This window comes from Pseudomonas sp. LLC-1 (genome assembly GCF_002992185.1).
In the GTDB taxonomy this organism is placed as follows: Bacteria; Pseudomonadota; Gammaproteobacteria; order Pseudomonadales; family Pseudomonadaceae; genus Aquipseudomonas; species Aquipseudomonas monteilii.
In genome coordinates this window covers 184,582-202,969 of record NZ_LUVY01000018.1, presented here as the reverse complement: position 1 = coordinate 202,969, position 18,388 = coordinate 184,582, and the positions used below count along the sequence as shown (strand labels likewise).

24 protein-coding genes and 1 pseudogene are annotated in these 18,388 nt (G+C 60.6%); 10 read left to right on the top strand and 15 right to left on the bottom strand.

Annotated elements, in window-relative coordinates; translation table 11 throughout:
• The 3 genes from A0O30_RS20895 to A0O30_RS20885 all read left to right on the top strand — a co-directional run bounded on the left by A0O30_RS20895 (position 1) and on the right by A0O30_RS20885 (position 2,072).
• A complete protein-coding gene (locus A0O30_RS20895; protein WP_105947837.1) occupies positions 1-948 on the top strand; it encodes a LysR substrate-binding domain-containing protein in 948 nt (315 codons plus the stop codon).
• A 95-nt stretch (positions 949-1,043) separates the two neighbouring features.
• A complete protein-coding gene (locus A0O30_RS20890) occupies positions 1,044-1,619 on the top strand; it encodes an NAD(P)H-dependent oxidoreductase (protein WP_105947836.1) in 576 nt (191 codons plus the stop codon).
• 72 nt (positions 1,620-1,691) lie between these two features.
• The gene (locus A0O30_RS20885) at positions 1,692-2,072 is read left to right on the top strand and encodes a MerR family transcriptional regulator (RefSeq protein ID WP_105947835.1); all 381 of its coding nucleotides are present in this window, start codon (positions 1,692-1,694) and stop codon (positions 2,070-2,072) included.
• A gap of 196 nt (positions 2,073-2,268) precedes the next feature.
• Here A0O30_RS20885 and A0O30_RS20880 read toward each other — a convergent pair whose 3' ends face one another.
• The 4 genes from A0O30_RS20880 to A0O30_RS20870 form a co-directional block, all read right to left on the bottom strand.
• Positions 2,269-2,628: a cupin domain-containing protein gene (locus tag A0O30_RS20880; RefSeq protein WP_060500021.1), complete on the bottom strand. Its 360-nt coding sequence runs from the start codon at positions 2,626-2,628 to the stop codon at positions 2,269-2,271.
• On the bottom strand, positions 2,625-3,233 hold the full coding sequence (locus tag A0O30_RS20875) for a GNAT family N-acetyltransferase (RefSeq protein ID WP_105947834.1): 609 nt from the start codon (positions 3,231-3,233) through the stop codon (positions 2,625-2,627). The genes A0O30_RS20880 and A0O30_RS20875 overlap by 4 nt, the downstream gene beginning before the upstream one ends.
• 352 nt (positions 3,234-3,585) lie before the next feature.
• Positions 3,586-4,068 carry a hypothetical protein gene (locus A0O30_RS27745; RefSeq protein ID WP_146256323.1) on the bottom strand — a complete coding sequence of 161 codons (483 nt, stop codon included), beginning with the start codon at positions 4,066-4,068 and terminating at the stop codon, positions 3,586-3,588.
• Positions 4,069-4,255: 187 nt separating this feature from the next.
• The gene (locus tag A0O30_RS20870) at positions 4,256-5,149 is read right to left on the bottom strand and encodes a LysR family transcriptional regulator (protein ID WP_105947833.1); all 894 of its coding nucleotides are present in this window, start codon (positions 5,147-5,149) and stop codon (positions 4,256-4,258) included.
• 104 nt (positions 5,150-5,253) lie between these two features.
• Between A0O30_RS20870 and A0O30_RS20865 the strand changes: the two genes are divergently transcribed.
• From A0O30_RS20865 to A0O30_RS20855, 3 genes and pseudogenes are all read left to right on the top strand, one after another.
• Positions 5,254-5,685, top strand: coding sequence for a GFA family protein (locus tag A0O30_RS20865; RefSeq protein WP_105947832.1), 432 nt, complete (start codon positions 5,254-5,256; stop codon positions 5,683-5,685).
• Between the two features lie 203 nt (positions 5,686-5,888).
• The gene (locus tag A0O30_RS20860; protein WP_105947831.1) at positions 5,889-6,611 is read left to right on the top strand and encodes a CPBP family intramembrane glutamic endopeptidase; all 723 of its coding nucleotides are present in this window, start codon (positions 5,889-5,891) and stop codon (positions 6,609-6,611) included.
• 86 nt (positions 6,612-6,697) lie between these two features.
• A pseudogene (locus tag A0O30_RS20855) lies at positions 6,698-7,006 on the top strand (integrase); the annotation flags it as partial.
• Positions 7,007-7,120: 114 nt separating this feature from the next.
• On the opposite strand, the gene A0O30_RS20845 reads toward A0O30_RS20855, so the two are convergent.
• From A0O30_RS20845 to A0O30_RS20830, 4 genes are read right to left on the bottom strand one after another with little or no spacing between them, the layout of a single operon-like run.
• On the bottom strand, positions 7,121-7,468 hold the full coding sequence (locus tag A0O30_RS20845) for a ribonuclease E inhibitor RraB (protein WP_105947829.1): 348 nt from the start codon (positions 7,466-7,468) through the stop codon (positions 7,121-7,123).
• A 55-nt stretch (positions 7,469-7,523) separates the two neighbouring features.
• Positions 7,524-7,994: an arsenate reductase ArsC gene (locus A0O30_RS20840; RefSeq protein WP_105947828.1), complete on the bottom strand. Its 471-nt coding sequence runs from the start codon at positions 7,992-7,994 to the stop codon at positions 7,524-7,526.
• Between the two features lie 28 nt (positions 7,995-8,022).
• A complete protein-coding gene (locus tag A0O30_RS20835; RefSeq protein ID WP_105947827.1) occupies positions 8,023-9,306 on the bottom strand; it encodes an arsenic transporter in 1,284 nt (427 codons plus the stop codon).
• A gap of 21 nt (positions 9,307-9,327) precedes the next feature.
• On the bottom strand, positions 9,328-9,675 hold the full coding sequence (locus A0O30_RS20830) for a metalloregulator ArsR/SmtB family transcription factor (RefSeq protein ID WP_105947826.1): 348 nt from the start codon (positions 9,673-9,675) through the stop codon (positions 9,328-9,330).
• Positions 9,676-9,854: 179 nt separating this feature from the next.
• On the opposite strand from A0O30_RS20830, the gene A0O30_RS20825 reads away from it, so the two are divergent.
• A complete protein-coding gene (locus tag A0O30_RS20825; protein ID WP_105947825.1) occupies positions 9,855-11,483 on the top strand; it encodes a mechanosensitive ion channel family protein in 1,629 nt (542 codons plus the stop codon).
• A gap of 36 nt (positions 11,484-11,519) precedes the next feature.
• Here A0O30_RS20825 and A0O30_RS20820 read toward each other — a convergent pair whose 3' ends face one another.
• From A0O30_RS20820 to A0O30_RS20790, 7 genes are all read right to left on the bottom strand, one after another.
• Entirely contained in the window at positions 11,520-12,137 is a 618-nt protein-coding gene (locus A0O30_RS20820; RefSeq protein WP_105947824.1) for a LysE family translocator, read from the bottom strand.
• Positions 12,138-12,206: 69 nt separating this feature from the next.
• Complete coding sequence (locus A0O30_RS20815) at positions 12,207-12,839, bottom strand: hypothetical protein (protein WP_105947823.1); 633 nt, start codon at positions 12,837-12,839, stop codon at positions 12,207-12,209.
• Between the two features lie 129 nt (positions 12,840-12,968).
• A complete protein-coding gene (locus tag A0O30_RS20810; RefSeq protein ID WP_105947822.1) occupies positions 12,969-13,778 on the bottom strand; it encodes an AraC family transcriptional regulator in 810 nt (269 codons plus the stop codon).
• 75 nt (positions 13,779-13,853) lie between these two features.
• On the bottom strand, positions 13,854-14,321 hold the full coding sequence (locus A0O30_RS20805; protein ID WP_105947821.1) for a DoxX family protein: 468 nt from the start codon (positions 14,319-14,321) through the stop codon (positions 13,854-13,856).
• A gap of 9 nt (positions 14,322-14,330) precedes the next feature.
• Complete coding sequence (locus A0O30_RS20800; RefSeq protein WP_105947820.1) at positions 14,331-15,086, bottom strand: DNA-binding domain-containing protein; 756 nt, start codon at positions 15,084-15,086, stop codon at positions 14,331-14,333.
• The gene (locus tag A0O30_RS20795) at positions 15,083-15,916 is read right to left on the bottom strand and encodes a DUF692 domain-containing protein (RefSeq protein ID WP_371921633.1); all 834 of its coding nucleotides are present in this window, start codon (positions 15,914-15,916) and stop codon (positions 15,083-15,085) included. The genes A0O30_RS20800 and A0O30_RS20795 overlap by 4 nt, the downstream gene beginning before the upstream one ends.
• Before the next feature lie 16 nt (positions 15,917-15,932).
• Positions 15,933-16,217 carry a DUF2282 domain-containing protein gene (locus A0O30_RS20790; protein ID WP_105947819.1) on the bottom strand — a complete coding sequence of 95 codons (285 nt, stop codon included), beginning with the start codon at positions 16,215-16,217 and terminating at the stop codon, positions 15,933-15,935.
• Between the two features lie 181 nt (positions 16,218-16,398).
• Between A0O30_RS20790 and A0O30_RS20785 the strand changes: the two genes are divergently transcribed.
• The 3 genes from A0O30_RS20785 to A0O30_RS20775 all read left to right on the top strand — a co-directional run bounded on the left by A0O30_RS20785 (position 16,399) and on the right by A0O30_RS20775 (position 18,310).
• On the top strand, positions 16,399-16,986 hold the full coding sequence (locus A0O30_RS20785; RefSeq protein ID WP_105947818.1) for a sigma-70 family RNA polymerase sigma factor: 588 nt from the start codon (positions 16,399-16,401) through the stop codon (positions 16,984-16,986).
• On the top strand, positions 16,973-17,614 hold the full coding sequence (locus A0O30_RS20780; protein WP_105947817.1) for a DUF1109 domain-containing protein: 642 nt from the start codon (positions 16,973-16,975) through the stop codon (positions 17,612-17,614). Before A0O30_RS20785 ends, A0O30_RS20780 begins: the two co-directional genes overlap by 14 nt.
• Positions 17,615-17,749: 135 nt before the next feature.
• Positions 17,750-18,310, top strand: coding sequence for a hydrolase (locus A0O30_RS20775; RefSeq protein ID WP_105947816.1), 561 nt, complete (start codon positions 17,750-17,752; stop codon positions 18,308-18,310).
• Positions 18,311-18,388: the final 78 nt, after the last annotated feature.

Genomic DNA, 18,388 nt, shown 5'->3' with positions numbered 1-18,388 from the left:
ATGGGTGCGGTCTTGCCGTTGCTCGCGTTGCGTGCCTTCACTGAAACCACTCGGCTGGGCAGCCTGAAGGCAGCCGCCGAGCGCATGGGGGTGACCCCGGGGGCTATCAGCCAACAGATTCGTCTGCTGGAAGATCGTCTCGGCGTCATTCTGCTGACCCGAAGCCGTTATGGGGTGCAGCTCACCGAGGCTGGCGCGAGCCTTTATCCGGGGCTTTCACGCGGGTTTGGCCAGATCGAAAGCGCGCTGCTTGATCTTGAAGTTCTGACCCGCGCCAGAACCCTCACGATCAGCACCCAACCTTCATTCGCGTCCGACTGGCTTGTGCCACGGTTGGTGGATTTCAATGTGAAGCATCCAGAGATCGATGTGCGCGTGCAGTCCACGGCTGAGCTTGTCGACCTGCACCGTGATCCTGTCGATATCGCCCTGCGCCATGGCTTGGGCGATTACCCCGGGCTGGAATCCATACCGCTACTGGCGCCTGTGCTGCTACCGGTAGCCAGCCCAGGCCTGCTTGCCGGCGGGCCGGTACTGGAGGAGCCGCACGACTGCCTGCGTTACCCGCTCCTGCAGGATGCCGACCGTGCCGACTGGGCGCTGTGGCTGCAGGCGCATGGTGTCGAGGTCGATCACCGAAGCCGCCGTGGGCCAAGCTTTGATGAAGACCTGCTTTTGTTGCGCGCGGCAGCCAGTGGGCAGGGCATCGCACTCGTACAGGCGCAGCACGCGGAAGAATATCTGCGCAGTGGCCAACTGGTGGTAGCGGTGGACCGGGCCTGGCCTTCGCGCTTCGCCTACTATCTGGTTACCCGCAAAGAGAGCCTGAACAGGCCGCACGTTCGGGCATTCATCGACTGGATTCAAGCCCGGCTAAAATCCGAGTCGTCACCAGGCATGCAGGCCGCAGAGCCTGATTCAGGGGTTTTGAGTGCGGGCTTGATGTGAACAGGGAGTCTGAACGGCGGGGATGCAGCCTGAGCAGTTGACTCTCCCGTTAGGGGCAGACTTTACCCTGCACGCTTCATGTTCAGGATGAAGTGATGATGAGCAAACGAGTACTCGTGGTGCTGGGGCACCCGTCAGGCGAGAGTTTCTGCGCAGCGCTGACCGAGAGTTATGTCGAGGCGGCCAGAAGTGCCGGCCATGATGTAAGGGTGTTACGGCTTGATGCCTTGAGCTTCGACCCGGTGCTGCGCAGCGGTTACCGGCAAGCGCAGCCACTGGAACCCGACCTGCTCAGGGCCCAGGCCGATATCACTTGGGCCGAGCACTTAGCCTTCATCTACCCCATTTGGTGGGGGGGTATCCCTGCATTGATGAAAGGCTTTTTCGACCGCGTGTTCTTGCCCGGCTTCGCGTTCCGGTATAGGGCAGGCAAGGCTTTCCCCGATCAACTGCTCAAGGGGCGCACGGCGCATCTGCTGGTGACGATGGATACACCGCCTTGGTACTACCGCTGGGTGTATCGCATGCCTGGCCTTCACCAAGTGCGCAAGACCACGTTACAGTTTTGCGGTATCAGACCGCTGCGTACCCTGATGTTCGGGCCGCTGCTCGGCTCCAGCGCGCGGCGGCGCGGAGCCTGGCTCCAACAGGCACGAAAGCTCGCCGGCTGACCTGCGCCAATGAGGTTCCCGAACCGCTGGCGTCATGCAATGATGCGCCGCACCCTTATGAAAAGGACGTTCATGTACATCGGCAAAGCAGCCCAACTGTCGGGCACCACGGTCAAGACCATCCGCCACTATGAAGCGATTGGCTTGCTGCCGCCGCCCGAACGCCAGGGGCAGTACCGCGTTTACAACCAGCAGAGTGTCGAACTGCTGGCGTTCATCAAATGCGCGCAGCAGTTGGGTTTCAAACTTAAGGAACTGCAGGCGATTCTGCCGAGGCATCAGGGTGCTGATTTGCCGTGGGAGTTGGCGGGCAAGGCCATTGCCGACAAGAAACGCGAAGTGCTGGGGCAAATCACTGGGCTCCAACAGATATACGCAGGGCTCCAGGCGTTTGAAGCACGCCTTGAAGATGCCAAGTATCAGTGCGGGCTTGACCCACGAGTACGGGCGTAGCCCGTGCCAGGCAACTCTATTTCCTGGACTGGCGTCATCAGCGTGAAAGGTGCGGCTCGCAAGTGACCGCTCTCAACCCAAGCAAACACTGAGAGGGAGAGGGCTGTTGTGGCCTGCCGAAATACATTCGAGCGCCGCCAGCAGGCAAGCATGCAAACTGTCCTTATGCTGCGCTCGATGAAACGCGACCCCGTGCCTAGTTCGCGGGCAAGAGGATCACGAAGTTCTTTTTCATGTCTTCCAGCACGGTCCATTTGCCCTTGGCGCCCGGTTCGATAATGAACGTGTCGCCAGCGGCCAGTGTGACGGGGGCGCAACCCTCGAGTTCGATGACGCAGCGTCCACTCAGCACATGGCAGAACTCCCAAACCTTGTAGTCGATGCGCCACGCTCCGGTGCTGGCTTCCCATTCTCCGGAAATGCGACCTTGCTGTTCATCGTGATAGTACTTGGACGTCAGCGTATGAGGGGTGCCTTCCACGACCTCTTCAAAAAAAGGAAGGTCGCGCACCGGTTGAATGTCCAGTTCGCGGAACACGGTCAGTTTCTTGTTCATGGTTTTTTCTCGAGCACGTTGTGGTTAGGGCGATACATCAAATAGGCTTCACCGGTTACGCCCAGCATCGGGTGCGGAACGATCTGGCAGGTTTTAACAATTTGAAAACCGTGACGTTCATAGAAGCGGCGTGCACCGTGGTTTTCTGCATAATCGATCAGGCATAGCCCATCCAGGCCAGCGTCCTCCGCACGCTGCTGGGCGTGGCGAAGAAACTGGACGCCCAGCCCCTGGCTGCGCCAGGCCTCATCCAGGGCCAGGCTGGATATGTACAAGGTGTCGGGTATTTCCATGTCGGAATACGGCGCGAGGACCGGGTCTGTCTCGACCGGCCTGTCAGGGGTCTCGCGCAAGGCATAGCTGTGCATCATGCCGATGACGCGCCCTTCGTAAGTGGCCATCAGGCAGTTCTTGTACGAAAAGTCGCCCTGTTCCCTGGCATAGCGAGACGCACCGACACTCAGCAACGCTTCGCCAGGTGCGGCAAGCTTGCTCCATATGTAATCGGCCATGCCCTCCGATGTCAGTTGAAAGAAGCGCGCAATATCGTGCGCGTCCGAGGCTTGAGCGGGTCTGAAGTCGATAGGCACGTACGGTGCTCCCATGGGATCGGGTAGTTAGCTTTCAAGGATTACGCCTTAGACAGGGAAGCAGGGTAGGCGGATTGAAAGGTTCCCATCATGCTCGGGGCGAACAGCGTCAGCACCGCGTGCGACGCTATGGCGCGTGTGCACGTCAGAAGTTGTATTAGCTGCTGGTCACGGCTGACCGCTTTCGACCCATAGCTGCCTCTCGCGAAGGGCAGCAATCGGCCAAAAGCGGCCAATGGTAATGGACAGTTAAAAGGCCATTGGAGCAGGCAAAGCTTACCCATCGCTTACTAGTAACTCTAGGATGTTCGTTCAATCCAACAGGGCCGCTGCTCTATCGACAAGAGACGCCATCACACTCGGCTTTTCACTTATTTTGCAAGGAGCTAAGTCTTTTCAACGACCATCGTCTGACGCCTTCAGAAAATGTAGGACGAGGAGGCCAGACAGTGATTCTTTCGAAATCTATTTCTAAAGCGTCGCCGACAAAGCGCCCTCTAAAGGTGCGGACATCAGTGTAGACCGTATCACCCGTTCTACTTAGGAACGGGGTTCGCGAAACCGCGTTTATGTCGTTGTCAGTTCGTGTGTATGGCACCGGGCTGCCAACATCGAGACCGGCGCCTTTCATGTAGGAGTCAATTTTTTTGAGCACATCATCCGGTTTTTCTACGGTGCGCCAATAGATGAAATGGCCGTCGTCAGTAAATACCAAATAGACGTGCCAAGGGGCGGTGGCTGGTCTCTCTCCTTCGGAATACCACACTTGCTCGCGCACATCAGAACTGACGCGTGTTGTGCAACCAGAGAGGAGCATTAGGCAAAACGTAGAAATCAATAAGCGAATCATATTTCCTTCCTTGAGTTAACTATCCAGCTCGAAGCGTCGCACGCAGGCTGGCTCTAAGAATTTTTAACTACTTCCGCCTTGCCGATCCGTAAAAGTGAGTTGCTCCTGGTTTCGTAAACGCCCGACGGCCGCTTCCGACCCATTGCAGTCGTTCAGACCAAGCAGTGCATGCCACGGCCTACGCGGCTCACTGATCGGCCAAGCATAAATACTGATGCAACTGCTCTCCAAGAACCTCGAACGCCTGAGCGATCCTATTAATTTTGCGCAGGTCATTGTGCATTGCGATCCACACCTCTATCTCAAAGCCAAAATCCTGTGGTAGCACATGTACCAGGCCGTGCGATTTTGCGATTTGCGCCGGGCAAAGTCCGAAGCCTAAGCCCGCTTTCAGAGCGGCCAACTGAGCAAGGTGATGATCAGAGGCAATAGCGAAGTGCTGATCGGCATCGCACAGACCTGCGTCGACATACCGACGCAAATCCGCTGAGCGCCTGTCCGGCCCGATCAGCGGCCCCTGGCGCAACGACAGCAGGGAGGCTGGATTACCGTAGCGCTCCAAGCACCCGGCACTGGCATGGATGCCAATCCGCAAACTGCCGACACGCCGCACCGTGATATCCGCTTCATTGGGCCGCATCAGCCGCACCGCAATATCCGATTGCAGCCTGGCGATGTCTTCAAGGGCATCGCTTATGCTCAACTCAAGTTTGAGTCCGACGTGCTCGTAATGGAAAGAGCGAAGCAGGCCGGGTAATACCTCGATGCCAAGCAACTCGCCACAGGTCAGCCGGACTGTACCGTGATCCATTGACGCTTCAGAGCTGGCCATGCGGTTGAAGGTTTGCGCGGCCAGATCCATGGCCTCCACATGTTCGATCAGGCGCTGTGCTCCGGCAGTAGGCGTCAGTCCTTGAGGTGTGCGGGTGAATAGACTCACACCAAGAGCGTGTTCAAGATGGTCGAGGCGTCGGCGCGCAGTGGCCTGGGCGATACCCAGCAACTTCGCCGCGCCGCTAAGGCTGCCAGAGCGCAACACGGCGAGAAATACACGTTGGCTTTCCCATTCAATACCGCTCATACATTCTTAGCCAACAGTTGCTCCTAATTTGATCTTCTGCCCGAGCCCGTGAAGAGCGATCATTCGCCCACATTTTTCCGGGCGTCATTGTAAGGAACCTACGCATGAGAATCACCGGTCAGTGCCGATGTGGGCATGTCACCCTTGAGATCGTGGCGCAGCAATTGCCGCCGCTGTATGCCTGCCACTGTTTGAACTGCCAGCGCTGGAGTGGCAGTGCGTTTGGTCTGCACATGCTGAGCACAGCGTCGGCTGTTGAGGTGTCTGGCGAAACGGCGACCTTTGAGCATGAACACCAAGGTCAAACGTCTACCCAATATGCCTGCGGTATTTGTCATACCCGGCTGTTCAACGAGACCACGGCAGCGCCCGGCATGCGAGTGGTAAGGGCCGGCATCCTGGAAGGCGCTGAGCGTTTCGAGCCAGTTGCGCATATCTGGACACGGCGCAAGCAGCCATGGCTGGTGCTGCCGGGGACTATCGCGCAATGGCAGGAGAGCCCGACGCCAGAAGCATTCGCCGCGGCAATAGGGTAAAAGAGCTTGCTCTTTCATGAAAGAGTTTGTGGTTTGCCGAACGGCAAATTATCAGGATTCACTACGTCCGCTACGGGTCGAAAGCAGACGGTCAACTGCAACAGTAACGGCCAGTCAGATCCTGAATCTCTCGCTGGCGCCCCCCCCAATGTGAGTGAGGAAACGGCTAAACTGGCCGCCAGCTTGATCTCATGGAAGATGAAATGGCATTCGAAGCACTGCCCGTGCTACTGGGCTATCTGTGGCGTATTTTTCCGATTATGGGGTTGTGTGCCGTCTGGCTACGCAGCACCCCACGCGCGCAGACCGGTATGCAATTACTCATCCTGATCTTCGCGTTCATCGGCATCCGCGACATGATGACCCCCTGTGGATTGTGGCACCTTGGCGGGGAGCCGCCGCTACGGTTTCACAGGAATCACTGGGTATTAGCCTTGCTTGGCCTAGGTTCAATAGTCCTGATTGCCATGCTCGCGCAATTTCTGCCCAGGTGCTGGCGGCTGGTGGTTGGATTCAAGGGCAACTGTACGACGGGGCTGGCCATAGGCATAACCGCAGGCTGTATCATCGGTTTGCCAATAAGATTCTATCTGGAGCTAGAGCTGGCTCCTTTTCTGTGGCTATTTTGTTTTGCCCTTTTTGCCTTCGCTGGCAATGCGCTGGAAGAGGTGCTTTTTCGCGGTATGCTGCAAAGTCAGTTAGAACGCCACACCACCGCTCAACGAGCGGCACTGTGCAGTGCTTGCGCCTTTTGCGCGTGTCACAGCTATCTTGCGTTCGTGCTGACCGATCACGGGTGGCCGATAGTCCTGTTCACAATGGTCGAGGGTTTAATATGCTCCCAGGTCAGGTTGAAGTTCGGTACCTGGCCGGCGACTGCAACCCATGGCACTGCGATTTTGATGATTGGTGCGCCTTTGGCCTGAGCGCCCAATGACCCTCGGCTATGGGTCGGTTAGCGCCTCTGGATTGGGCTGACCATCCTTCTCCTCCCTCACATGGAGGACAAGCCATGAACGCCATTATGACCAGCAGCCATCAGCCTTGGAACAAAGGAAAACTGGTCGGGCAGAAAGCTCCGCTCCGCCTGAAAGATATCTGGGCCATTCGGGTAAGGCTCCAAATCGCGGAGGAAACTCGTGATTTAGCCCTTTTCGATCTGGCCATCGACAGCAAGCTACGGGCCTGCGATCTGACCAAGCTTCGCATACGCGACGTTGCTCATGGTGAGCACGTGTCATCGCGAGCGATAGTGATGCAGCAGAAAACCCAGCGGCCCGTGCAGTTTGAAATTACAGAACAAACGCGGCTGGTCCTACAGACCTGAATGGGTTTGATGACCTAACGGCTTACGCAAGGCTCGAACCTTGTTCATTCGCAGGTCGGACGCCTTCATGTGCATTGGTCTTGGTGAACGCAGGCAGTTGCGAAGCACTCAGGTCGGGCGCTGTGCAATGCATCCCCACCCGTCGTAATCAAGATCGAACAGGCGTGCCAGGCACGCCATGTAACCCGACAGGCACAGAATCACCTCTTGTGTGATCTGGCTGTGGATTGTCACCAATATTCTATGTTGCTCTTCAGATACGGTCTCAAGCTTGGCAGTGCCAAACCTGAAGTCGTTGATGAACCCTACCGCAGCCTCGCCCTGGTGCAACGCCTTCGCATAGAAAACGAAATCGACGTCCCGCTGCGTATTGAAATTGTCGCCTTGGGCATCAAGGCTGATGAGCACATCGATATCGGTTGGTACCTGGTTCATCAAATCTTCGAGAATGGCCAATGTCGTTCCTTTGATCAGGGGCGGTGGAGCCGGCGAGCAGGTTTTTTACGCCTGCTCAAAGCGTGCCGATGCGATCCAGCGCGTGCTGGAGTTGTTCACGGTCGAGGTTGTCGAAAGGCAGTGCGAAGAAGGCTTCGCAGCGTGACGCGATGTGCGCCAAAGTGGCTTGGAACGCCGCGTCTACCGCCGCTTCGTCACCCCGCACCTCGGACGGGTCTGCAAGCCCCCAATGCGCCTTCAGCGCGGGGCCGAAATATATCGGGCAGGCTTCGCCGGCAGCGTTGTCGCAGACGGTGATGACGATGTCCGGCGGGTTGCCTTCAAAGGCGTCGTTGCCCTTGCTGCTCAGGCCCTCGGTCGAAATACCGGCTTGCTGCAACGTGCTCAGGCTGCGGGGCAGTACCTGCCCCCTGGGAAAGCTGCCGGAACTGACGGCCTCGAAGCCAGCCGGTGCCAGATGGTTGAACAGTGCTTCGGAAAGAATGCTGCGGCAACTGTTGGCCGTGCACATGAACAGGACTCGCATGGAGGGCTCCTCCGCCTTGCGGCGGGCATCAGAGGCTCAGGCGCAACGCCAGGGCCGAAAGGGTGATCAGCAACACCGGCAGCGTCAGCAGGATGCCCACCTTGAAGTAGTAACCCCAGGTGATGCGCATGCCTTTGCGCGCCAGCACATGCAGCCACAGCAGTGTGGCGAGGCTGCCAATCGGTGTGATTTTCGGGCCCAGGTCGCAGCCGATGACGTTGGCGTAGATCATCGCCTCGCGCACCAGGCCCTCCGCGCCGCTGGCCTGGATCGACAAGGCACCGATCAGCACGCTGGGCATGTTGTTCATCACCGAAGACAGCAGCGCAGAAATCAAGCCGGTGCCGATGGCGGCGCTCCACAGCCCTTGCTCGGCAAGCCGGTCGAGCAGGTGGGTGAGCATGTCTGTCAGCCCGGCGTTTTTCAGGCCGTACACCACCAGGTACATACCGAGAGAAAAGATCACCACTTGCCACGGTGCTTCGCGCAGCACGCGGCGGGTTGAAATGCGGTGACCGCGGGCGGCGACGGCGAACAGGATTACTGCACAGACGGCGGCCACCGCACTGACCGGGATACCCAGTGGTTCCAGGGCGAACAGGCCTGCCAGCAACACCAGCAGCACCCACCCCCCCACTTTGAAGGTGGCGTGGTCGTGAATCGCCTCGCTCGGTTCCTTCAAGGCTTCAAGCGCGTACTGCCTTGGGATATCACGACGGAAAAACAGGAACAGCACCAACAGGGTTGCCGCCACGCTGGCGAGATTCACCGGCACCATCACCGAAGCGTACTCGGCAAAGCCCAGCTTGAAGTAGTCGGCCGAGACGATGTTGACCAGGTTGGAGACCACCAGTGGCAGGCTTGCCGTGTCGGCGATGAAGCCGGCGGCCATGACGAAGGCCAGCGTCGCTGCGGGTGAGAAGCGCAGCGCAAGCAGCATCGACATGACAATGGGGGTAAGGATGAGCGCTGCACCATCGTTGGCGAACAGCGCCGAGACCGCGGCGCCGAGCAGCACGCAGAAGGCGAACAGGCGGTAGCCGCTGCCGTTTGCCCACCGTGCGACATGCAGCGCTGCCCATTCGAAGAAACCGGCTTCGTCCAGCAACAGGCTGATGATAATGACGGCGATGAAGGTGGCGGTGGCGTTCCAGACAATGGCCCACACGGTCGGAATGTCGTGCAGGGAAACGGCTCCAACCGCCAAGGCGATGAGCGCACCCAGCGCGGCACTCCAGCCGACGCCAAGCCCTTTGGGCTGCCAGATGACCAGGGTAAGGGTGAAAACAAAGACGGAAATGGCGACCAGCATGGTTCTCTCGCTTGGTGATGATCAGCAGCAGGCGGCATCACGAACGGGGCGGCCGTCCATGTTCTTCAGCCGAAGAGAATTGTCGGCCAGCCACTGCGAATTGGCCTGCAAGGTGACCTGCAACATCTGGTGAACCCAGGCGGGTAGCTCCGGATTAAGGCGGTAATACACCCACTGGCCCTGGCGGCGATCCAGCAGCATGCCATTGCTGCGCAGTTGCGCCAGATGGCGACTGATTTTTGGCTGGCTGTCGCCCAACGCACACATCAGTTCGCAGACGCAGAGCTCGCCCAGGCTGGCAATGAGCAAGACTGCACGAGCGCGGGTTTCGTCAGACAGGCTCTTGAAAATGTCGGGTGGAGTGTTCATGGGCACACCAAAACATATGGAATAACGAATATACGGATATTCGTATATGTATTTCAAGCGCGCTGTGGATGAGTGTGCAATTCGGGCGCGACACAGCCGAATGCCGGTCGGAGTGGATCCCGGCGCTGCCCTGCGAAGCCTGTGCTATCACTACAGGACTACTGGCCAGGGAGTGCGCAATGAACCGTCTTCTGACCGTGCTGTTGGCGCTGTGCGCTTTGCTGCCGCTGGCCGGGCAGGGCAAGGACTTGGCAGGCAGCGCTACTGATGGTGTGCCGGGTGAACCCGCAGAGTTGCGTATCGCCAACCGCAGCATTTTCACCTTTCACGCCACGCTGCTGGGCGAAACCCCCGCTGCACGCGCGCAGCGGGCCTCATCGGTTATCGACGAGGCCTTGCGTGGTACCGACGAACTGAAGGTCAGTGTCGACCCGATCGCCAACAGCCACCTGGTGCTGCTGGGCGGGCGCAGGGCGTTCATTGTCGCGCCCCAGGACCTGGGCGTAGAGGGCGGCGATACCCGTGAAGCGGTCGAGCAGGCAGCCGCTACGTTGCGCCAGGTAGTGGATGAGACCGGCGAAGCACGCAGCCTGCGCTTCCTGCTCAAGGCGCTGGGGTTTTCTGCCGTCGCCACATTGGTGTTCGTGGTGCTGATCAAGGGTGCCAACCTGGGCCGGCGCAAACTGCGCGGGCGCCTGCCGCAATTGATGCGTGAACGTGCCCGGCAGATCAAGGTGGGCCAGCTGCCGCTGTTCGACATGCAGTACGTGTACTTTCTGATCGACCGCTTGCTGCGCCTGATGTACTGGGCAATCGTGCTGCTGCTCAGCTACCAGTGGCTGAGCTTCGTGCTATCGCAGTTTCCTTACACCCGGCCGTGGGGCGAAAGCCTCAACGTGCACCTGCTCGACCTGCTGCGTTATCTGCTCGATGGCATTCTGCACGCCATCCCTGGCATCGCCGTGGCCGTCATGATTTTCTTCATCGCCCGGGGCATCAGTGGCTTCAGCCGGCGCATGCTGGAGCGCATGGCCCGCCCCGGTACGCTGAAATGGCTGACCGAGGAAACCCTGCAGCCCACCACGCGGCTGACGTCACTGGCGATCTGGCTGTTTGCCCTGGTGATGGCCTACCCGTATCTGCCAGGCTCTGGCACCGATGCCTTCAAGGGCCTGTCGGTACTGCTCGGTTTGATGATTTCGCTGGGGGCTTCCAGCGTGGTCGGGCAGGCAGCGGCGGGGCTGATCCTGACGTATTCACGCACACTGAAGGCGGGTGAGTACGTGCGCGTGGGCGACAACGAAGGCACGGTGACCGAGGTCGGCATGTTCAACACCACCATCCGCACCGGCCTGGGCGAGGTGCTGACGTTGCCCAACTCGATGATTACCGGTTCGGTGACGCGCAACTATTCGCGGGTGGTGCAGGGGCCGGGTTACATCGTCGACACGGTTGTCACCATCGGCTACGACACGCCGTGGCGCCAGGTGGAAGCCATGCTGGTAGAGGCCGCCCACCGCACCGATGGCATACTGGAAAACCCCACGCCGCAGGTATTCCAGACCGGCCTTTCAGACTTCTACCCCGAGTACCGCCTGGTGGCCCAGGCAGTTCCCAGCGCGCCAAGGCCGCGTGCGGAGTTGCTGAGCCTGTTGCACGCCAACATCCAGGATGTGTTCAACGAGTATGGGGTGCAGATCATGTCGCCGCATTATCTGGGTGATCCGGCGCAGGACAAATGGGTACCGCGCGAGAAATGGTTCGCGGCGCCTGCACGAGACCCATCGGCAAAGCCTGACCGGCAGTAGCGTTACAGCAGGGTGGGTGTGGGGCACCGGTGACCGTTATCGGGCAAGCGCCAGGTGCGCGCCAAGCCCGATCAGCGCCGCCCCCATCGCCGCATCAATCGGCCGCCGCATGCCCGCGTACAGCAGGCGAACCCGTTGAGTCGAGAACATCAGGGCCAGCGTTGAAAACCACAGGAACGAAACCAGCGTCACCACCACGACGGCGCTGCCAAGTACCCAGACGGGGGCATGCTGAGGCAGCACGGTAATGAAAAAGCTGCCGAAGAACACAGCGGCCTTGGGGTTAGTCATCGACACCAGAAAGCCGACCCGAGGCGCTGGGGTAGTGGTATTACTGGAGGTGGCGATCGCCAGCTCCTGATAGGGGCGGCGGGCACCGATCAGCATCCTGGCGCCAAGGTAGAGCAGGTAGCACACCCCGACCACGCGGATGGTGTCGTACAGCCAGGCCAGTTTGGTGAGCAGCACGCCCAGGCCAATGACCGCCATCACGGCCCAGACGCAGATGCCCAGGGCGGTGCCCAGGGCAACCCCCAGGCCGCGCTTGCGGCTGATCAGCGCGTTGGAGGTGACGGCGATGAAGTCCGGCCCCGGGCTTATGCAGCCCAGCAGCATGACCGCAGCAATGGTCAAGAGTTGAGGTATGTAGTCCACGCGGTGGCCTCCTGTAAAGTCGATTGCATGTACACGGCTTGCGGCCTGGTAACCGGGCAGTGCGGCCGATCAGTTGCCTATGTCGTAATGGACAGACAGCTGGCCCTTCTTTTCTTTGAACTTGAGCACTTTGACCAGACCGATCTCGCCAGCGGATACAACATGCGTACCTCCGCAACCGTGCATGGGCAGCGTACCGAAACACACCGTTCTCAGGCCGTTCTGGTCAAGCAGGTGGCGAGGTACGTCATCGTTGATCAGTTGATTGACGGCGTGCTCCAGCTGCTCGGCCGTCAGCGCCTCGGAGTGCGGCTGGCGCTCGAACACCACCCGGCACTCACCCGGCCAGTGGTGCCCCTTGACCGGCTGCCAGCCCAAGAGCTGACCTACTCCAGAGATCAGGTGGCCTGCGGAGTGCAGGCGGGCGTGCAAGCTGCGAGCGTCAGGTGAGACAGCGATTTCGGCAGGGCCAAGTGGAACCGGCTGCTCAAGGACATGGATGACCTGGTTTTCATTCTGGCTTACGCCCTTGACCGGTATGCCAGCGATGACACCCTGATCGGCCAGTTGCCCACCGCCTTGCGGATGGAACAGCGTTTCTGCCAGTACAACCTGGAACTTGCCATCATCCGTTGGCGTGCAGCTCAGCACGTCTGTGCGCAGGGTGAGTTCATCGCTTGTGTAATACGCGCGCAGTGTCATCAATGGCTCCTTGACCGTTTCTATCAGTACGGGGCGGGGACAATGCGGTGTCCGGCCCGGTGCCCAAGGTTAAGAAGCCTGTGCGAGGCGCGCTTGTATAAAATTGAGTGATCAGGAAGGGGGCGTGCGTCAGTACAGCGAGGGCGCCACGCCAAACGCCTGCTTGAAGGCCCGGTTGAAATGGCTTTGATCGTAGAAGCCGACTTCCTGAGCAACCTTGGTCAGCTCCCACTGTGTGTGGCTGAGCAGTTCGCAGGCGCGCTCCAGGCGCAGGCGAACCAGCCACGCATGGGGCGTCATGCCCACGGTCTGCTTGAACATTTTCAGGAACTGGAAGCGCTCAAGGCCACACAACGCAGCCAGTTCCAGCAAGGTGATCTTGTCTGCCAGGTGGGCGTTGCAGTGCTCTGTCACCCTGCGCCATTGCAGCGGTGAGAGGGTGCCTTTGACGAACTGCTGCTTGACCATGCGGGTTTCGCTGAACAAGCGGCCGAGCAATGTCAGCCATTGCGACTCGACGAACAAGGGCGACGCGGGTATGCCCTGTGCCAGCGTGCTGTGCAAGTGTGCCAGTTCCATGGACAGCCCAGGGTCTTGCAACAGCGCGCCGCCAAGCGCAGAAAACCGGTCGTGCCCGGTCAGCTCCTCGGTGACATCCTTGAGCAGGGCGGCCGAAACGCGAAAGGTCTTGAGGGTGTAGGACGCGGTATCGGCACTGACACCGTCATGGATTTCGCACGGCGGCATCAATTGAATGGTGCCGGGGGTAAGCAGCACGGATTCGCCGTTCAGCCCTTGGCGCTGCACACCCTCGGTAATCAGGCCTACGTGGTAGTCGAGGTGATAATGGCGATCAAAGCGAAAACTGGAAAACCGCCCCTCGCTCAGCACCAGGCCGGGGATTTCGCTATTGCGCTTGTAGTCAACATGGTCTGCCACCAGCCCCTCCCGAACTGCCTTTGTCTGCCAAGCCATCGCAAAACCGAGGCGCGAGCCTGATTTTACAACGGCGGGTCATCTCACGCCCAGCAGCCGATCAAGCGACAACGCACCGGCTCCCCGCCCGATCAACAACAGCAGCAAGCCGGCCCAGGACAAGTGCGTTGGCCAGGCATCGGGGTAGACAAACACTTCGATCACTGTGGTCATGCCCAGCAAGGCGAGGGCCGAAAGGCGGGTGCACAGGCCCAGTACCAGCAACAGCGGGAACAGGTGCTCTGCATAGGCGGCCAGGTGGGCTGCCAGCCAGGGGGACACCAGCGGCAGTGCGTATTCGCTCTGGAACAGGTCATAGGTGCTGGGCGTGATGGTCAGCAGGCCTTCGACCTTGGTACGGCCGGACAGAAAGAAGATCGAGGCAATGGCAAGGCGTGCCACCAGGCATAACAGTGTGTCGCTCAGCAGCAGGTGCAGCCGTTCGGCGAGGTGGTTCCAGCGTTGGCGCAGGCCGTGGCCAGTGCGCGAGGTGTGGGTGATGTCCATGGTGGCTCCTCAAGCGAAGGAAAGTGGACGAAACACCTGGGCGGCCAGCAGTCGGCCGAGCAGGGCGGCGAAGTCCAGGTCGGGCTGAGCCTGCTGCGCAACCTGTGAGGCCCGCTCCAGCGTCAGGCCTTGGGCGCAGGCATCGAGAAACGCACAGCCCCCCATTTCCAGCGCTTGTTGTGCGACACCTTCGTCAGTGCCGCTCAACAAAGCGCCTTCTGCGCGCCAGGGCTGGTCTTGCGGCCAGGCCAGGCCTTCACGGCTGTGGCGCCACAGGCTGAACACCGGAGTTTGCGCGAACCAGTACCAGCGCACGCTGCTGCGCGGGGCCAGGTAACTGCACGCCAGGTCCGTGGCGGTCATGCCGGCAAGGTCGGCCAGGTCAAGGCAGGGCTCGCGAAGGGCACTGAAGGCTTCGCACCAGGCGAAATCCAGGCGTGCCACATCGGCCAGGTACGGCAAGCCGTGATGGGCTTGCTGTTGTTCGAGAAATTCGGCAAACGTCGCACCGTAGCGGATCAGCCGCGGGTCGTCGGGGGGCGTGCATTGTGCATAGGCTGCGGCAGCGTCCTGCATCCAGGCCGGGCCGACCAGTGCCTCGACGGCGGGGAAGTTGGCGCGAAGGGCGTCAACACAACCTGCCAGCACGGTGTTGCGATACACCGCAAACGCTGGTTGGCCAGTCAGTGCGGCCAATTGTGGGGCAGAGCGGTGATACAGCGCCTCGACAAAGGCGGTTTGAAACTGGCCAAGGGAAAGGTTCATGGTCGTGCTCCTGCCTGATCGAGCAGTGCCTGGGCGGTATTGCGTTCGGCTAGCAGTTCCGTGAAGGCGGGCACGTTGCCGTCACGCTCGATCAAGGTCGGGCGCGGGCCGATGCGTGCGATCACTTGCTGGTACAAGGCCCAGACCGGTGCGGCGATGGCCGCGTCATGGGAGTCGATCAGTAGCGTGCCCTGGGCGTCCTGGCTGTGGCCGGCCAAGTGTATTTCGCGGATTGCCCCTGCCGGGAACCGCTCAAGGTATCCGGCGGCGTCGAAGCCGAGGTTTTGGGCACTCACGTACACGTTGTTGACATCCAGCAACAAGCCGCAGTCGGTCCTGCGCACCAGTTCATGCAGAAATTCGGTTTCATCCCAGTCGTGGCCATCCAGCTCCAGATAATGGCTGGGGTTTTCCAGCGATAGGCTGCGCCCCAGCGCGTCCTGGGTACGCAGGATGTTGTCGCTGATACGGGCAAGGGCCTCGTTGCTGCGGGGGAAGGGCAGCAGGTCAGGGTGATACTGCCCGCCCCAGGTCGACCAGGCCAGGTGCTCCGACACCAAGGCCGGCTGCACCAGATCGACCAGCGCCCGCAGGCGACGCAGGTGCTGCGCATCGGGTACGGCATCGGCTGCCAGTGACAGCGCGACGCCGTGCAGTGACAGTGGATGGCGTTCGCCAATGCGCTGCAACCCGTCCAGCCGTGGGCCGCCGACCATGTAGTTTTCCGGGTGCACTTCAAACCACAGCCCGTTGGCCTGGCAAGCCCAGGCTTCGGCAAAGTGCTCGGCCTTGAGCCCCAGGCCGGCGCCCATGCAGGTGATCCCGTTCATGATCGGCGGCCTCCGCTCACGACTTGACCGGAGACAGCGAGCCCATGCCATTGGGCGTCTTGATGGAGGTGCAGGTGCCAGCGGGTACGTTCTTCCAGTGCATGCCGTCGTAGTCCTTTTTCGCGCTGCCGGCGCAACTGGTGCCGGCGCCGGCCTTGCAGTCGTTCTTGCCGGCCATGGCAACGCCGTAGCATTTTTCCATGGCGGCGCCGGTTGCGTTGTTGGTCGCGTCGGCGGCCAGGGCGGCACCGGCCAGTGAGGCGAGTGCGAGGGCGGCGGTGGTGAGGGCGAGGGTTTTCATGATGCGTCTCCGGGAAGTGGGGCCGTGGCGATGTACCGGCGGCTCATGAACTAGTTCGCGGCTTTGGCGGATCGGGTTACAGGCACTGGAAAAAAATTCCCGGCGTCGTAGCCGTCGCCTAACGTATGAAGGCAACAACCCTAGGTAAAAAACTCCACGGTGGATGTAACCCGGGCGGCCAATGCTACGAACTACTTCTCAGCAGGCACTCATCGCACGCGAAGCCCGGTTGCAGGCGTTACTGCTGCAAGGGTTGGCGGGCGATGCCGTGGCGTACAGGGCCTTTCTGGCGGCGCTGGCGGTGCATGTGCGTGGTTTTTTACTAAGGCGCCTGGCGCAGCGCCCCGGCGAAGTGGAAGACCTGCTACAGGACGTGTTGCTGGCGGTGCACAACGCCCGCCACACCTACCAGGCCCAGCAACCGCTGACCGCCTGGGTGCAGGCCATTGCCCGCTACAAGCTGGCGGATCACTATCGCAGTTATGCCCGCCACGATGCGCTGCACGACGGGCTGGAGGATGACAGCGACCTGTTTGCCGCCGGTGTGGAAGAGGCGGCCCAGGCCACGCGGGATCTGGGCAAGCTGTTGGCACAGTTGCCGCCACGCCAGCGCCTGCCCATCGTTCACGTCAAGCTGGAGGGGTTGTCGGTGGAGGAGACTGCACGCGTGACCGGGCTTTCTGCCTCGGCAGTCAAGGTTGGCATCCACCGGGGCTTGAAGGCATTGGCCAAGTTGATAGGAGGCAAGGGCGACGATGAAGACCGATGAACTGATTGCCCTGTTGGCCGCTGGGGAAGGGCCGGTGGACCGCCATGTGCTGGCGCGGCGTCTGGGTATGGCGTTGCTGGGCGGTATGCTGGGCGCGGTATTGCTGACCGTGACCCTGTTCGGTGTCCGTAACGATCTGGCGCTGGTTGCGTCCACACCGTTGTTCTGGGCCAAGCTGGCCTTGCCCGGCAGTTTGGCAATACTGTCACTGTGGCTGACCCAGCGGTTGGCCAGGCCGGGTGTGCAAGGCGGTGCGTGCTGGGCGTTGTTGGGGTTGCCGTTGCTGCTGGTCTGGCTGGGCGCGGCCGTCAGCCTGTCTGGCGCTCCGCTGGAAGTCCGCGCCGAGCTGATCCTGGGCCGCACCTGGCGCACCTGCCCGTTGAACATCACCTTGCTCTCTGTGCCTGCCTTTATCGCGGTGTTCGTTGCCTTGCGCGGCCTGGCACCAACCCGCCTGCGCCAGGCCGGCGCGGCGGGGGGCTTGCTCGCTGGTGCCACGGCGACGTTGGCCTACTGCCTGCATTGCCCTGAAATGGGCGTGCCGTTCTGGGGGGTATGGTATGTGCTGGGGATGCTGGTACCGACCGTGCTGGGTGCGGTATTGGGGCCACGATTGCTGCGTTGGTGATTGTTGGTTTTCACCCGGAACGCTGCGCGTGGACGGGGTTAAAGGTACGTGGACAAATCCTGTAGAGTGCGGCTTGAGCTGCAATCGGTGCGGCGCTGTGAGCGAAGCAGACAACAACAAATGGAAAGGTGCGTTATGAGTGGTGCTCTGATTGATGCAAGCCAGGCGACGTTGCTGGTTGTCGATGTACAGGAAAAGCTGATAGGCGCCATGCATGAAGCCGAGCGCCTCACCGCACGGGTCGAGTGGCTGGTGGCTGCCTGCGCGCGGCTGGCCTTGCCTGTGGTGTTTTCCGAGCAGTACCCCAAAGGCCTCGGCCCGACCCTGGCACGGCTCAAGGAAGCCTGCGCCACGGCGCCAGTGGTGGAGAAGCTGCATTTTTCTTGCGTACCCGCCGAATGCCTGCCGCAGGCGATGATGCAGCGGGGGCAGGTCGTTCTCTGTGGCATCGAATGCCATGTGTGCGTGCTGCAGACCGCACTCGACCTGCTGGCCAGCGGCAAGCAGGTGTTCGTGGTCGCCGACGCCACGTCGAGCCGCACAGCGGAAAACCACCTCGCGGCGCTCCAGCGCATGGCGGCGGCTGGCGTACAGGTCGTCACCCGCGAAATGGTCGTGTTCGAACTACTGCGCAGTGCAAGCCACGAACAGTTCCGTGAAATCAGCAAAGCCTTTCTCGCGGGCGAGCAGCCTTAGCGGTTGACGTTTTTCTGCAGGTGAGCCGGGTAGCGGTCGCCAACAATCTGGATGTGCTCCAGCGCGGTCGCAATGGCG

What these genes read in the sequence shown, in the direction of transcription:
- A0O30_RS20895 (WP_105947837.1), top strand. Translation starts at nt 1, where the DNA reads ATGGGTGCGGTCTTGCCGTTGCTCGCGTTGCGTGCCTTCACTGAAACC.
- A0O30_RS20890 (WP_105947836.1), top strand. Translation starts at nt 1,044, where the DNA reads ATGATGAGCAAACGAGTACTCGTGGTGCTGGGGCACCCGTCAGGCGAG.
- A0O30_RS20885 (WP_105947835.1), top strand. Translation starts at nt 1,692, where the DNA reads ATGTACATCGGCAAAGCAGCCCAACTGTCGGGCACCACGGTCAAGACC.
- A0O30_RS20880 (WP_060500021.1), bottom strand. Translation starts at nt 2,628, where the DNA reads ATGAACAAGAAACTGACCGTGTTCCGCGAACTGGACATTCAACCGGTG.
- A0O30_RS20875 (WP_105947834.1), bottom strand. Translation starts at nt 3,233, where the DNA reads ATGGGAGCACCGTACGTGCCTATCGACTTCAGACCCGCTCAAGCCTCG.
- A0O30_RS27745 (WP_146256323.1), bottom strand. Translation starts at nt 4,068, where the DNA reads ATGATTCGCTTATTGATTTCTACGTTTTGCCTAATGCTCCTCTCTGGT.
- A0O30_RS20870 (WP_105947833.1), bottom strand. Translation starts at nt 5,149, where the DNA reads ATGAGCGGTATTGAATGGGAAAGCCAACGTGTATTTCTCGCCGTGTTG.
- A0O30_RS20865 (WP_105947832.1), top strand. Translation starts at nt 5,254, where the DNA reads ATGAGAATCACCGGTCAGTGCCGATGTGGGCATGTCACCCTTGAGATC.
- A0O30_RS20860 (WP_105947831.1), top strand. Translation starts at nt 5,889, where the DNA reads ATGGCATTCGAAGCACTGCCCGTGCTACTGGGCTATCTGTGGCGTATT.
- A0O30_RS20840 (WP_105947828.1), bottom strand. Translation starts at nt 7,994, where the DNA reads ATGCGAGTCCTGTTCATGTGCACGGCCAACAGTTGCCGCAGCATTCTT.
- A0O30_RS20835 (WP_105947827.1), bottom strand. Translation starts at nt 9,306, where the DNA reads ATGCTGGTCGCCATTTCCGTCTTTGTTTTCACCCTTACCCTGGTCATC.
- A0O30_RS20830 (WP_105947826.1), bottom strand. Translation starts at nt 9,675, where the DNA reads ATGAACACTCCACCCGACATTTTCAAGAGCCTGTCTGACGAAACCCGC.
- A0O30_RS20825 (WP_105947825.1), top strand. Translation starts at nt 9,855, where the DNA reads ATGAACCGTCTTCTGACCGTGCTGTTGGCGCTGTGCGCTTTGCTGCCG.
- A0O30_RS20815 (WP_105947823.1), bottom strand. Translation starts at nt 12,839, where the DNA reads ATGACACTGCGCGCGTATTACACAAGCGATGAACTCACCCTGCGCACA.
- A0O30_RS20805 (WP_105947821.1), bottom strand. Translation starts at nt 14,321, where the DNA reads ATGGACATCACCCACACCTCGCGCACTGGCCACGGCCTGCGCCAACGC.
- A0O30_RS20800 (WP_105947820.1), bottom strand. Translation starts at nt 15,086, where the DNA reads ATGAACCTTTCCCTTGGCCAGTTTCAAACCGCCTTTGTCGAGGCGCTG.
- A0O30_RS20795 (WP_371921633.1), bottom strand. Translation starts at nt 15,916, where the DNA reads ATGAACGGGATCACCTGCATGGGCGCCGGCCTGGGGCTCAAGGCCGAG.
- A0O30_RS20790 (WP_105947819.1), bottom strand. Translation starts at nt 16,217, where the DNA reads ATGAAAACCCTCGCCCTCACCACCGCCGCCCTCGCACTCGCCTCACTG.
- A0O30_RS20785 (WP_105947818.1), top strand. Translation starts at nt 16,399, where the DNA reads ATGCTACGAACTACTTCTCAGCAGGCACTCATCGCACGCGAAGCCCGG.
- A0O30_RS20780 (WP_105947817.1), top strand. Translation starts at nt 16,973, where the DNA reads ATGAAGACCGATGAACTGATTGCCCTGTTGGCCGCTGGGGAAGGGCCG.
- A0O30_RS20775 (WP_105947816.1), top strand. Translation starts at nt 17,750, where the DNA reads ATGAGTGGTGCTCTGATTGATGCAAGCCAGGCGACGTTGCTGGTTGTC.